12 protein-coding genes are annotated in these 12555 nt (G+C 44.9%); 1 reads left to right on the top strand and 11 read right to left on the bottom strand.

The window, feature by feature from the left end; translation table 11 throughout:
- Positions 1 to 177: 177 nt before the first annotated feature.
- The 10 genes from ACLTWA_RS12760 to ACLTWA_RS12715 form a co-directional block, all read right to left on the bottom strand.
- On the bottom strand, positions 178 to 777 hold the full coding sequence (locus ACLTWA_RS12760; RefSeq protein ID WP_412328237.1) for an AAA family ATPase: 600 nt from the start codon (positions 775 to 777) through the stop codon (positions 178 to 180).
- Positions 778 to 792: 15 nt separating this feature from the next.
- Positions 793 to 1455, bottom strand: coding sequence for an amino acid ABC transporter permease (locus ACLTWA_RS12755; RefSeq protein ID WP_412328235.1), 663 nt, complete (start codon positions 1453 to 1455; stop codon positions 793 to 795).
- Positions 1452 to 2183 carry an amino acid ABC transporter permease gene (locus ACLTWA_RS12750; RefSeq protein ID WP_412328234.1) on the bottom strand — a complete coding sequence of 244 codons (732 nt, stop codon included), beginning with the start codon at positions 2181 to 2183 and terminating at the stop codon, positions 1452 to 1454. The genes ACLTWA_RS12755 and ACLTWA_RS12750 overlap by 4 nt, the downstream gene beginning before the upstream one ends.
- A gap of 24 nt (positions 2184 to 2207) precedes the next feature.
- Positions 2208 to 3092 carry a transporter substrate-binding domain-containing protein gene (locus tag ACLTWA_RS12745; RefSeq protein WP_412328229.1) on the bottom strand — a complete coding sequence of 295 codons (885 nt, stop codon included), beginning with the start codon at positions 3090 to 3092 and terminating at the stop codon, positions 2208 to 2210.
- A gap of 44 nt (positions 3093 to 3136) precedes the next feature.
- The gene (locus tag ACLTWA_RS12740; RefSeq protein ID WP_412328227.1) at positions 3137 to 3868 is read right to left on the bottom strand and encodes an amino acid ABC transporter ATP-binding protein; all 732 of its coding nucleotides are present in this window, start codon (positions 3866 to 3868) and stop codon (positions 3137 to 3139) included.
- Positions 3869 to 4044: 176 nt separating this feature from the next.
- Positions 4045 to 5025, bottom strand: a complete 981-nt coding sequence (locus ACLTWA_RS12735) for an ABC transporter ATP-binding protein (protein ID WP_412328225.1) — start codon at positions 5023 to 5025, stop codon at positions 4045 to 4047.
- A gap of 1 nt (position 5026) precedes the next feature.
- A complete protein-coding gene (locus tag ACLTWA_RS12730) occupies positions 5027 to 6079 on the bottom strand; it encodes an ABC transporter ATP-binding protein (RefSeq protein WP_412328223.1) in 1053 nt (350 codons plus the stop codon).
- On the bottom strand, positions 6063 to 6947 hold the full coding sequence (locus ACLTWA_RS12725; protein WP_412328221.1) for an ABC transporter permease: 885 nt from the start codon (positions 6945 to 6947) through the stop codon (positions 6063 to 6065). Before ACLTWA_RS12725 ends, ACLTWA_RS12730 begins: the two co-directional genes overlap by 17 nt.
- A gap of 5 nt (positions 6948 to 6952) precedes the next feature.
- Positions 6953 to 7906: an ABC transporter permease gene (locus tag ACLTWA_RS12720; protein ID WP_412328219.1), complete on the bottom strand. Its 954-nt coding sequence runs from the start codon at positions 7904 to 7906 to the stop codon at positions 6953 to 6955.
- Between the two features lie 97 nt (positions 7907 to 8003).
- Positions 8004 to 9611, bottom strand: a complete 1608-nt coding sequence (locus tag ACLTWA_RS12715) for an ABC transporter substrate-binding protein (RefSeq protein ID WP_412328217.1) — start codon at positions 9609 to 9611, stop codon at positions 8004 to 8006.
- 383 nt (positions 9612 to 9994) lie between these two features.
- On the opposite strand from ACLTWA_RS12715, the gene ACLTWA_RS12710 reads away from it, so the two are divergent.
- Positions 9995 to 10729 carry an AAA family ATPase gene (locus ACLTWA_RS12710; protein WP_412328215.1) on the top strand — a complete coding sequence of 245 codons (735 nt, stop codon included), beginning with the start codon at positions 9995 to 9997 and terminating at the stop codon, positions 10727 to 10729.
- Between the two features lie 176 nt (positions 10730 to 10905).
- Here the strand turns inward: ACLTWA_RS12710 and ACLTWA_RS12705 are convergent, their stop codons facing one another.
- On the bottom strand, positions 10906 to 12546 hold the full coding sequence (locus tag ACLTWA_RS12705; RefSeq protein WP_412328213.1) for a hypothetical protein: 1641 nt from the start codon (positions 12544 to 12546) through the stop codon (positions 10906 to 10908).
- Between the last annotated feature and the right edge of the window lie 9 nt (positions 12547 to 12555).

Here is a 12555-nt window from a genome sequence, read left to right as displayed (position 1 = left end):
GTTTCACACGAAAGTAAAGTATAGCAGATTATTTTTTGAGTGTCAAGGGTCATTCCTCTATTTTTACTTATCATTTTCAAAAAACTGCTGGAAAGATGAAAAAGGCCCTCCGGCAAAGATCCGGACTTTCGTCCCAATCCCACTGGAAAGGCCTATTTAATAGGAAACTTCTCATTCTCACTCATTCCCGTACAGCTGATGCACCACTCCGGCAATCAGCTTTGCCGTGCCTGTAACTCCAAGGAGAGAAGAGTCAATCATAAGATTCATATGTTCCGGATCATTTGGAAGATATCCGGAGTATTTTTTATGATAGGCATTTCTTGCCTTGTCAACAGACTGAATCATCTTTTTCGCCTCACCTGCTGTCATACCGAACGTATTCACACAGTTCTCCACACGCTTTGCATAAGGGGCGTAAATATAAATGTTAATGTTATTCTTTTTATGTTCCAGGATGTAGTTGGAACATCTTCCCACAATGATGCAGCTGGAGTCTTTCGCCAGATCCAGTATGATATTCTTCTGCACATCAAAAATAATATCCTGCATGTAGTCTTCATCGGTTCCAAGGGGAAACATGTGGGATAGGAAAAGGTGTTTTGTCTTTTCCTCCTCATCGCTTATGGTGGAAACAGGCAGATTCAACTTTTTTGCAACCTCTTCCACAATATCGCGGTCATAAAATTTTACTCCCAGCTCTTTGGAAAGCTCCCTGGCAATGGGGCCTCCCATGCTTCCAAACTCACGGGCAATTGTGATTGTAAACTTTTCCATTCAGAAAGTTCCTCCCTAACCAGTAACAATGGTTTTCTGATAACGCCTTACCACGCTGCTCAATGCAAAGCAGATCGTAAAATAGCAAAGGGCTTCAAAGGCAAACAGCATGATCATGCCCCGCACATCGTAAATACTTCCAAGTACAACAGAGCTGTTTCTCATAAATTCCGCCACGTCAACCATCTTTAAGAAGGATGTATCCTTGATGATCGTGATGACCTGGCTCAAAAGGGCCGGAATCACTTTCTTATAAGTCTGGGGAAGAATGATGTACCAGAGAGTCTGAATAAAACTAAATCCCTGAGACTGGGCACCTTCAAACTGACCCTTGGGAATGGAGTTTAAGCCTCCACGGAATATCTCCGCCATAACGGCTGAAGTGAACAGCGAAATCGCGAATACCGATACTCCTATCTTATTCCCCTTGACAGTAAAATAGATCCAAAGGATCCATAAAAGGTTTGGCGTACATCGGAAAAATTCCGTATAAACCGCCACCAGGGCCCCTGCCCATTTCCACCTGCCTGTGGCATAGGTTCGGATCAGGGCCAGAACCGTACCGAAAAACATGCTGATTACCGTAGCCAGAATGGCGATCATTACCGTCATCTGCAATCCCTTTAACATGAAGATCACATTTGCCGGAGTAAATATCTGGTAAAATAATTCTCTCATGCGACCTCCTCATCTGCTGTAATATCAAGCTTTTTTGCAGTCGGCAGCCGCATGGAACGAATCTCCAGGTAACGGGCAAGCCTTGCTAACGGGAAACAGATGATAAAATACATGAAAGCACTGGTAAAGTACGCCTGTGCAAAATATCCGCGCTCCGATCCCCAGGAATCGGTAAAATACATAAGATCCATACCGGCTACCATAGCCAGAATGGAGGTATTCTTTACCAGACCCAGCGCCTGATTGGCAAGGGGCGGAAGGATGATCTTCACGGTCTGAGGCAAAATGATGTGATACATGGTCTCCAGATAGGAAAATCCCTGAGAGGAAGCAGCCTCAGACTGACCCTTAGGTATGGCTTCGATTCCGGTTCTTATGACCTCTGAGATATAGGCACCATGATAAACCCCCACACCGATGACACCCAGAATGAACTTGGGAATCCGGTAGCCGGAACTGGAAAAGAGCATGGGCAGAATCGAATAATAGCACACGACCTGCAGAGCCAGAGGCGTATTCTGAATCAATTCCACATAAATTCGTGAAAGAATGCGAAACAGCTTTAGTTTTGCCGTGGAAAACACACCAAATACCACTCCCAGGACCAGCGCTAAGGCCAGTCCCACCAGTGATATTTTCAGCGTCATAAGAAAGCCTGGTATATAGTAGTCTGGAAATGCCTGAAACAGGGCATTCCATCGTTTTACATCAAAAAGACCTTTTATCATGTCAATTTTCCTTTACATATCAGCTTACTGTAATTCCCATTTGTCCTGAAGTGCTTTCAGGGATCCGTCGGAAATCATAGAAGTGATTTTTTCTTCTACCAGAGCCGCAAGACCTTCATTTTCCTTTGCGGAGGCAACACCGTAATCCTGCTCTGCAAAACGGTCTTCCAATATCTGGTTCTTCTCATTGACATATCCGGATAAGATGGCACGGTCAACAGAGAAGCAGTCGATCTGCTTGGTCGCTAACGCCTGAGCCAGAGCAGGGTAACCGTCAAATTCCTGGAATTCAGGGTTTACGTTCAAGCCTTTTTCTTCTACATACTTCTTAAAGCCGTCCTTTGTAGTTGCTGACTGTGCAACACCTATGATCTTACCGTCAAGTCCTTCGATGGAGGTAATGCCGGAATCCTTATTCACCATAAGACCAACCGCATCGGTATAATAAGGGGTAGAGAAATTATAAGTTTCTTTTCTCTCATCGGTGATGGTAAAGGTAGCAATAACCAGGTCGATCTCGCCGTTCTCCAAAAGAGGACCTCTGGTCTTTGCGGTAACCCCCTGGAATTCAACCAGCTTCTTTTCTTTCGCTTCCTCAGCGGTAACACCAAAGATAGTACCTGCGATCTCATAAGCCAGGTCATCTTCAAAGCCTTCGTATTCTCCGGTCGCCGTGTTCTGCAGGCTGAACTTTGGAATATCAGATTTACAGCCAACCTTTAAGGTTCCCCGGTCAATAATCTTCTGAACATCTGCGGTCACACCTTCGCCCGCCGCACCTGCTGTGGTTTCTCCGGCTTTTGTTGTTTCTTCCGGGGCTGCTGTCGTTGCCTGTTCCGGTTTGGATCCGCATGCGGTTAAACTAACCGCCATGGCGATGGTAAGTGCAAGTGATAACATCTTCTTCATATCTTCGTTTCCTCCTCAATCTTATTATTATATTAAACAACACCCTAATGCAGGATTTTGCTTAAAAACGCTTTGGTTCTCTCATGTTCCGGAGCTTCAAAGAAGTGTTCCGGTGTCCCCTCTTCAAGGATATAGCCTCCGTCCATGAAGATGACACGGTCTGCCACCTGACGGGCAAATCCCATCTCATGGGTCACACAGATCATGGTAATGTTCTCATGGGCAAGCTCTACCATAACATTCAATACTTCCTGAACCATCTCAGGGTCTAAAGCAGAAGTCGGCTCATCAAATAAAATGAGCGGCTGTTTGGTGCATAAGGCTCTGGCAATTGCCACTCTCTGCTGCTGTCCGCCGGAAAGCTGAATCGGATAATTCCCGGCCTTTTCCTTTAAGCCTACCCGCTCCAGGCATGATATGGCATTCTTTTTAGCCTCTTCCTTGGGAACATGCTGCAGTTTGATGGGTGCCAGTGTCAGATTTTCTAAGACAGTGAGATGGGGATATAAATTAAATTGCTGAAAGACCATGGATGAATATTTTTTTGCCATTTCCAACCGGTTCTTTTTTGTGACCTCCGTACCTGCTACGGTGATTTTTCCACTGGTTGGTTCCTCCAGGTAATTGATACAGCGGATAAAGGTGGATTTCCCTGAACCGGAGGGTCCGATAATGACCAGCTTCTCTCCTTCTTTCACGGTAAGGCTGATATCTTTTAAAACCTCCAGATCTCCGAAGTTCTTTTTTAAGTTCTCAACTTTCACCATATCTGGCATGATTTCATCTCCTCTCTAATTAAACAATCCTTCAATATGCAAAAAAACGCCTAAGGGTATGAACTCTTAAGCGTCCTCGCTTAGTTTCGTTTTTTAATTGTAGTAATTATAAAAAGTTTTAAATGAAAAGTCAAGAATTATTTTTCTAACGTTTATCAGCCTTCCTGCCGGATTTGTCAGATACAGGAGCATGCCACGAAGTGTCCGGGGGATAGTTCCCGCATGACCGGCACCTCCCTGTCACAGCCATTTTTTGCACTCCCGCACCGGGTATGAAACCGGCATCCGGAAGGGACATGAAGGGGACTTGGCAGCTCTCCCTTCAGCATGACACGGCTGGCACTTCTGGCCATTTGCGGGTCTGCCACAGGAATGGCAGAAAGAAGGGCCTTTGTGTAAGGGTGAAGCGGATTTTCATAGAGTTCGTCACTATCTGCGACCTCCACCAGCCGTCCCAGATACATGACTCCGATCCTGGTGGAAATATGTCTTACCATGGATAAATCATGAGCCACAAACAGATAGGTCAGTCCCATTTCCTTTTGAATATCTTCCAGCATATTTACCACCTGTGCCTGTATGGAAACATCCAATGCAGATATGGGTTCATCGCAGAGCAAGAACTCCGGTTCCACGGAAAGAGCCCTTGCGATCCCGATCCTCTGACGCTGTCCGCCGGAAAATTCATATGCATATTTATACATGTCATCCGGCTTCATTCCAACCTTTTTTAACAGTTCCACGATCTTGTCATCCATGTCACCGGCCCCCATCTTACGGGCGGCACTCATGGACTCTCTGATGATCTCACGTACATTCAAATGAGGGTCCAAAGCAGAATAAGGATCCTGGAAAATAATCTGCATCTGACGGTGGATGGAAAGAAGTTTTCTCCCTTTCCAGCCAGTGATATCCTGTCCCTTAAAATGGATGGAGCCGCTTGTGGGATCATACATGCGGATCAGGGTTCTGCCAAGGGTGGATTTTCCGCAGCCGGATTCTCCCACCAGGCCAAAGGTTTCTCCTTTGCGAATGGCAAGATTGATGCCGTCGACCGCTTTCACCTCCGCTTTTTTTCGTCCGAAAAAGTCTTTGGAAGGGAAATATTTGCACAGTTCCCTGGTCTCCAGTAAGATTTCCTGGGTTTGCTTCTCCATATCACTGCACCTCCTTTTCCATTGCAAGCAGTTCCTCGTCTGAAAAGACGCACATGGACCTCTGGGTTTCGGAGTAAACCAGATATTCCGGGATTTTCTCCTGACATTTATCACAGGCGAACTTACAGCGCTCTGCAAAGGGACAGCCGGACGGCGGATCTGCCAGAGACGGTGCCATTCCAGGTATAGATTCCAACCGTTCCCTGCTTCCTGACCGGGGCTTTGGAATGGCTCTTAAAAGCGCTTTTGTATAGGGATGTCTGGGCGAATAAAAAATCTCATCCGTCAATCCTTCTTCCATAATAAGCCCTCCGTACATGACGCAGATGCGGTGACTTAAGCTTGCTACCACCCCCAGATCATGAGTGATCAGCACGATGCTCATGCCGGTATCTGTCTGCAGTTTCTTTAACAGCTCTAAGATCTGGGCCTGAATGGTCACATCAAGGGCTGTGGTGGGTTCATCCGCAATCAGAAGCTTTGGCCGGCAGCAAAGAGCCATGGCGATTAAAACTCTTTGTCTCATGCCGCCGGAGAATTCGTGGGGATACTGGTTCAGCCGTTTTTCCGGCGAGGAGATTCCCACCTGCTCCAATACGGCGGCAGCTTCCTTTACGGCCGCTTTCCCTGTTATTTTCCGGTGCCTTTTCAGTACCTCCGTCAAATGAAATCCTATGGTCCTTAAGGGATTGAGGGCTGTCATAGGATCCTGAAATACCATGGCAATGTCTTTCCCCCGCATTTTTCTAAGCTGCTCCGGAGTGATGGTCTGTAAGTCCTTATCCATAAACCGTATCCTGTCGGCTGTGACCTCAGCATTATCAGGCATCAGACCCATGACCGACTTCATCAGCACGCTTTTTCCGCTGCCGGATTCCCCTACTACAGCTAAGATCTCCTGATTCTCTACGGAAAGGCTGACGCCCCGAACCGCCTGCACCGATTTTCCATGGGTATGAAAGGTGGTGTGAACATTTTCAACAGACAGGATTTCTTTGTTTTTTTTCTTTGTTTCTTCCAATTCCTGTTCCCTCACTTTACTCTTTTTCGTCATTCATAACCTTTGGTTCCACATAAACACGGAGCAGGTTCCCAAGCTTATTGAATCCAAAAATAGTAATTATGATCAAAAGGCCCGGGATCAGAGCCATATAAAAGGTATTCTGCATGGTACCCTGAGCGTTCTGCAAAAGACTTCCCCAGGATGACATGGGCTGCTGGATTCCCACTCCCAAAAAGCTTAGAGAGGACTCTGTCATGATAGCTTCCGCCATGCTGGTGGTCGCCGCCACAATGATGGTCGGGAATACGGAAGGAATAATGTGGCGGAGAATAATGGTAAACATATGGACTCCTGAAAACTCCGCATAAAGAACAAATTCCCGCTCCTTTAAGGACAGGGTTTCCGCACGGACCAGTCTGGCAATCTCCATCCAGGTGAACAGGCCGATCACCAGTATGATGGACTTAAGACCCGGTTTTAAAAAGATGCTGACCACAGTCACTAAAATCATCCATGGAATAGAATGGAGGATATCTACGATCCTCATAAGTATCATGTCCACCACCCCTCCGCAGAAGCCGGATATGGTGCCTACGGCCACGCCGATGGTAAGACTGGTCAGCATGGCAAGGAAGCCTACCAAAAGGGATACACGGCCTCCGTAGACCACTCTTGCGAAATAGTCCCTGCCTACTTCATCGGTGCCGAACCAGTGCTGAAAGGACGGCGCTTTTAAACGGTTTGCAACGTCTGTGGCATTGGGGTCCACAGGGAGAAACGAAGCCACAAGGGCAAACAGTATGATCACTCCCAAAAGAATCAGTGACAGGACCGCTGCTTTGTCATGCTTCAATACCAGAAAGACGCTGTCCATTCTGGTGGATCTGACTTTTTTCTGATTGTTTTCTTTCCTTATCATATCCGTCACCCCATTTCCCGAATCCGCGGATCAGTGATGCAGTAAAGGATATCCGACAGTAAATTTCCGATAATGACCAGAGTGGAGGAAAGAACCAGCACGATCATGACAATCGGATAATCCAGCCCCTGAATGGCCTTAATGAAGAAAGGGCCCACCCCCGGCCAGCCAAATACCGTCTCTGTAATAATGGCGCCCGTCACCAGATAAGGAAGAGCCATTCCAAGCCTTGTGATAATGGGCAGAAGGACATTTTTACACACATGCTTAAACATAATCTCTCCTTTTGATGCGCCGAAGGCCCGCTGCACCAGCACATAATCCTCAGAAAACTGGGTAAGGGTGGAGGAACGGACAAACTTTATGTTGGCGGGCAAAAAGGTAAAGACCAAAGCAATATAAGGCATGATGTAATGTCTTAAAAAGTCCGTAAAGGAGGCTTCCATCCCGACCGAATTCATTCCCACAAAAGGGAGGAGCTTTAGCTTGTATCCGAAGATAAAAATCATAAGCATGGAGAACCAGAAGGAGGGAACCGCAATTGCTATGGAAGAAAATCCGTCGATCAGCTTATCCGCCGCTTTGTTTTTATGGGAACCTGCAAGCAGTCCCAGGATGACAGCCAGAAGATAGGCAGTCATATAGGAAGGCAGTACCAGTTTCATGGTATTGGGGATCCGGACTGCCAGGTCTGCCGCAATGCTTTGTTTGGTTACGATCGAATATCCGAAGTTGCCATTTATCAGTCCATCCAGCCAGCGGAAATACTGAATAAAAAGGGGCTGGTCATAACCATATTTTACCTTGATCATATCAATCGTCTGCTGGGACATTCTGGGATTGGTCATGGCATCAATGGCGTCATAGGGCGCAAAATGCATGAGGGAAAAGCCCAGGACGGTGATCAAAAGGACCATGGGTATGGCTGTCAATATTCGTTTCAATATATATTTGGCCATATTGTTTCTCCTTATAAAAAAGGGGCATCTGCCGCAAGGATTCAAGCAGCAAAAAACCCCCTTTTTCTTTCTTTACAATGATTGAACCTAAAGCAAATTACTTTATCTTTAGTTTGGAAGTATCCTCAAAGGTATAAACAGGAACCAGCTTTGCATCCTCGATGCCTGAGATCCTTTTTGATACCACTAAAAGACGTTTGTTGGAATACAGGGGATAAAAGCATCCGGTGTCCTGTATTTTCTGCTGAAGCTGTGTATAGATCTCTTTTCGTTTTGCCTGATCCGTTTCCTTGCGTCCCTGAGAGAAAAGGTCATTGATCTCCGGATAATCATAGTGCATGTAGTTGCTTGGTGCACCGGTTTCAAACAAGCTGCCGAAGGTATCCGGGTCAATCCCCATGATATATCCGCCGAAATACAGGTCATAGGAGTTGTCCTCTTTTTTCATCTGCTGGCTGAGGGCCGTGGCATCGACACCGGATAAGTTTACCTTTATGCCTGCCTTTTGAAGCTGTTCCTGAACAAGAATGGCAGTCGTTGACTGGATGCTGTCTGTGGCGCTGTATGCCAGGGTCAGTTCCGGACTGGGATTGCCGGAAGCTGCAAGCAGTTCTTTGGATTTTTCTAAGTCCTGCTCATATTTTTCTACATTTTCTGTAAAGTATTCACTATTTGGCGGCATAAAGCTCCATGGCAGTTCATAGTTGGCAGAATCCAGGAAAACAGCATCTGCAATGGCCTTTTTATCAAGAGCATAAAAAATTGCTTTTCTTAAATTTTCATCGGGCACACGCTTTGCATTCACCATCATATAGCCCACACGGCCTTCCTGATAAGGAATTACCGTTAAGTTATTTGCCTCCAGATTCATCTGCTCCACCTGTGCCGGTGTGCCGATCCAGGCATCTACCTCGCCGCTCTGAATGGCGGTCATGGCAGTGTTTTCATTTTCAATGATCCGGTATACGATGTTATCGATGGAGGGGGCTCCAAGGAAATAATTTTCATTCTTTGTAAACTTCACATAGGAACCTGGGGAATATTCAGACATCACATACGGGCCTGTTCCCACTGGTTTTGTGTTCACCTCGTTGTTTTCAAAGCTGGTCACATTCTCATACATATGCTTTGGCATAATGAAGATCTGGGAAAACAGCTCTTCTGCAGCCGCATTGACGAAAGGCATGGTGAAGGTTACGGTATAATCATCTACCTTTGCCACCTTTACAGCACCCTCAGGAAAGACCAACTGGGAATATGCCCAGCCTACGTTTTCTTCCTTTTCCATGGCTTCAAAGGTAAATACCACATCATCTGCGGTAAACTTTTCACCGTCAGACCATGTTACGTCATCACGCAAATGTACGGTATAAGTCAAGTTGTCATCGGAAGCCTCTATACTCTTTGCAAGGAAATAGTTAATGCCATCGGCATTATACATATATAAAGGAGAATAGATCATCTTAAGCGTCATCAGGCCAAAGCGGTCACTGGTGGTAATAACGTTTACGTTGGCTCCCGGATCACCTGCAATGGCATAAGTGAAGGTGGAAGCAGTATCTCCTGCTTTCGTTGTTTCCGCGCTGGCGGCAGAGGTGGTCTCGCTTTCTGCACCCGGGTCTTTCCCGCCGCATGCAGTAAGCCCGCCTAGCACCAGGAAGGAGGTCAGCAGAACTGCTGCACCTTTAGTAAATAATTTTTTCATAATTCTCTCCTTTCTTTTTTTGCAAACCATGGCGTACATAATATATTTTTTTCATTGGTATACGCCCATCTGCTAAAAAGTCAGATTTTATTATATACACAATCCTGGTCTTTTTGCAACTGGTTTTGAATAAATTCCTACTTTTTTCATAGGTATACATGTTATTCATGTAGTACCCATCTTTTTCCACCTGTTTTAATGACCGGTCAAGCGCTCTGGCTGAAAGTAGAATTTTCTTAAAAAGAGCCATAATAGTTGTGAAAGAAATGAGATGAGTATATAATAAAAGCTATTAATTGTTTTTCGGACATAAGTTTTTTGTATCACAGTATTTCCCATAAGTGAAAACCCATAAAAACCTCAAGCCCATACAGGTGAACATAATGATATATATTAAATCCGTTTATTTTAATAAAAGAATGCCCCATGACCCATCAATGTATGAATTTAATATACCTGCAATAAAATATTTAATGGAACAAAATGAATTATCATTTCCCAGTGATGTTACCTTTTTTGTGGGTGAGAACGGAGTGGGCAAATCTACTCTTCTGGAAAGTTTAGCCATTGCATATGGCTTTAATCCGGAAGGTGGGACAAAAAATTTTAAGTTTTCTACTAAAGATACTCATTCTCAGCTGTCAGAGCATTTGATATTATCAAAAAGCCACGTTAAGGCAAGGGACGGATTTTTCTACCGTGCTGAGAGTTTTTATAATGTTTCAACCAATATTGATGAACTTGATGATGATTTTCCATTATTGTGCAACTATGGAGGTGTTTCCTTGCACAAACAATCACATGGAGAAGGTTTTCTCTCTTTAATAGAGAACCGGTTTGGTGGAAATGGACTTTATATTTTAGACGAACCAGAAGCTGCACTGTCACCTTCCAGGCAGATGAGTTTGATTTGCATGATTAAGCAATTGATTGAGGAAAACTCACAGTTTATAATCGCAACACATTCTCCAATTTTAATGGCATTCCCCAACGCTGTAATCTACCAATTTGATGAGAATGGTATTAAACCTGTGAAACTGGAAGAAACAGATCATTTCATTGTTACAAAGGCATTTACAGATAACCATAAAAAAATGATCCATAACTTACTTGAATAAAGAACGCTTATTAAACACATTGAGAAGGAGCGTATGTTTTTTGAGATTATCGAATCACCAATCCAAAAAACATACGCCCCTTCTGCCCTATCCTGATGGTAAATCTGTTAGCTTTAACCTTAATTTATAATAGGAAAGATTAATTGCATAACGTTTTGAAATGCGCCAAATTATTTTCATGCCTTACGGATGGAAAAAGTCCTGTCATAAGGCGTATAGTCATTAAAATAAATGGTATATCCGGTATCATTTACCTCTTCCCCGGAATAATGTCCCCCAAATTCATGGGTTCCATAACCCGGACCGATCAACAGCTTCTGGTTTCCATGGGTCAAGGTGACAAATCCGCTGCGAAGAACCATTTCTTCCCCTTTTCCTGCCTTTAAGCGGAAATGTTCATTTTCCAAGATGCTTCCTGCAGGTACGCAGATCTCCACCCGAAGCGGTACATGATCGAGTCCTTCTGCTTTCACGTTCACTTCCATTCCGTCTGCAAGCTCTTTTAATGTAACGGTCATGCGGATTTCACTGCTGTTTAGGATCTCCCGCTTTTTATGATCCATCTTCCACCAGTCTGACGTGTCCTGCTTCTCCTTAAATGGAAGATAATACCAGCCCTTTGCCACGGAAGTAAGCACACAGACACCGTCTTTTTCCTCAATGGTCTGGGGAATAAAGTTGCGGATATCGCCGTAGCTCTCCCCGATTTTTAAATATATCAGGGTTTCCTGGAACTTAAGAAATAAAAATGCACTTTTCCCCTTTAATATGCTGTAGCCGTATTCCGGCGTCTTTGCCCGGATCACCCCTGCTTCCTTAAAATATTTATGATAGGTATCCAGAAATCCATAGCCCTTAAATTCATACTCCGTCATAAAATCATGGAGCATGAGAATATGCAGACACTCCGGTGCCATGTCTCCCCGTTCCATATTGTCCTTAATGATCTTGTGGGCTGCCCGGTCAAAGACCGGCTCTCCGGTTTTGGCCGCCATATAGAGGTACTGGTAAAAATACTTGTCCGGGTGTTCCGCTTTCCCCTGATCCTGTCTTGTGGAATTCTGGGTAAAAATCGTATCATCGGGGTCAAAGTAATAAAGCATCATTTTCAAATTCCGTTCCACATAGCCCAGATAAGCTTCATCGCCGGACTCTTCATACATGGAGATCATGGCATTGTTGACGACTGCATTGTAATTACCGGTGGAACGTTCGGCATATTCCCCTTCCGCATTGCCGTCGATGCCCTCTGCCAGATACTGCTGCGCCCGCTTGGTAAGCGTTTTTGCAAGCTCCGGCCGCTCCTCCCTTACCAGATTGGCTCCCTGCATAAGAGCGGCCGTGATGCCCCACCGGTGGTTGGGAGTATGAAAACCGCCGGTATAAAGTTCCTCCAGGGCTTTTTCAAGGACCGAACGATAACCTTTCTTTAGCTTCTCAAGTTCCCCTTCCTCTGTATATTTTAAAAATAACCGGTAGGTCGCAATCAAACGTTTAAAGCAGAAGGAAGTATCCGGTGCGGATTTAAAATTGCAGGTGGGATAATCAAAACTTCCGTCTTCCCTCTGGCAGTTCATAATAAAAACAAGAGCCGCTTCCATGACTTTTTTAAGAGCCTCACTTTTATAATACCGGCTGTTTTCATTCAAATAGACAGAAGCCGCATCTGCCATAGCATAGACAGTCGGCTTAACATCTAAAACCGGCTGTTTCATTCCCCCGTAAAAGGCATCTTTTTCATCTCTTACCTGTATGTTCAAAAAATGATCTACTCTTTTTTCTGCAGAGCGTATCATATGTTCCATATACCGCTTCATATCTATCCT

The organism is Lacrimispora sp. (assembly GCF_046972725.1).
Classification (GTDB): domain Bacteria; phylum Bacillota; class Clostridia; order Lachnospirales; family Lachnospiraceae; genus Lacrimispora.
The sequence above is the reverse complement of the archived record's forward strand: the minus strand, read 5'-3'. Positions and strand labels throughout refer to the sequence as shown.

What these genes read in the sequence shown, in the direction of transcription:
- ACLTWA_RS12730 (WP_412328223.1), bottom strand. Translation starts at nt 6,079, where the DNA reads ATGACGAAAAAGAGTAAAGTGAGGGAACAGGAATTGGAAGAAACAAAG.
- ACLTWA_RS12720 (WP_412328219.1), bottom strand. Translation starts at nt 7,906, where the DNA reads ATGGCCAAATATATATTGAAACGAATATTGACAGCCATACCCATGGTC.
- ACLTWA_RS12710 (WP_412328215.1), top strand. Translation starts at nt 9,995, where the DNA reads ATGATATATATTAAATCCGTTTATTTTAATAAAAGAATGCCCCATGAC.
- ACLTWA_RS12735 (WP_412328225.1), bottom strand. Translation starts at nt 5,025, where the DNA reads ATGGAGAAGCAAACCCAGGAAATCTTACTGGAGACCAGGGAACTGTGC.
- ACLTWA_RS12760 (WP_412328237.1), bottom strand. Translation starts at nt 777, where the DNA reads ATGGAAAAGTTTACAATCACAATTGCCCGTGAGTTTGGAAGCATGGGA.
- ACLTWA_RS12705 (WP_412328213.1), bottom strand. Translation starts at nt 12,546, where the DNA reads ATGAAGCGGTATATGGAACATATGATACGCTCTGCAGAAAAAAGAGTA.
- ACLTWA_RS12745 (WP_412328229.1), bottom strand. Translation starts at nt 3,092, where the DNA reads ATGAAGAAGATGTTATCACTTGCACTTACCATCGCCATGGCGGTTAGT.
- ACLTWA_RS12755 (WP_412328235.1), bottom strand. Translation starts at nt 1,455, where the DNA reads ATGAGAGAATTATTTTACCAGATATTTACTCCGGCAAATGTGATCTTC.
- ACLTWA_RS12750 (WP_412328234.1), bottom strand. Translation starts at nt 2,183, where the DNA reads ATGATAAAAGGTCTTTTTGATGTAAAACGATGGAATGCCCTGTTTCAG.
- ACLTWA_RS12740 (WP_412328227.1), bottom strand. Translation starts at nt 3,868, where the DNA reads ATGCCAGATATGGTGAAAGTTGAGAACTTAAAAAAGAACTTCGGAGAT.
- ACLTWA_RS12725 (WP_412328221.1), bottom strand. Translation starts at nt 6,947, where the DNA reads ATGATAAGGAAAGAAAACAATCAGAAAAAAGTCAGATCCACCAGAATG.
- ACLTWA_RS12715 (WP_412328217.1), bottom strand. Translation starts at nt 9,611, where the DNA reads ATGAAAAAATTATTTACTAAAGGTGCAGCAGTTCTGCTGACCTCCTTC.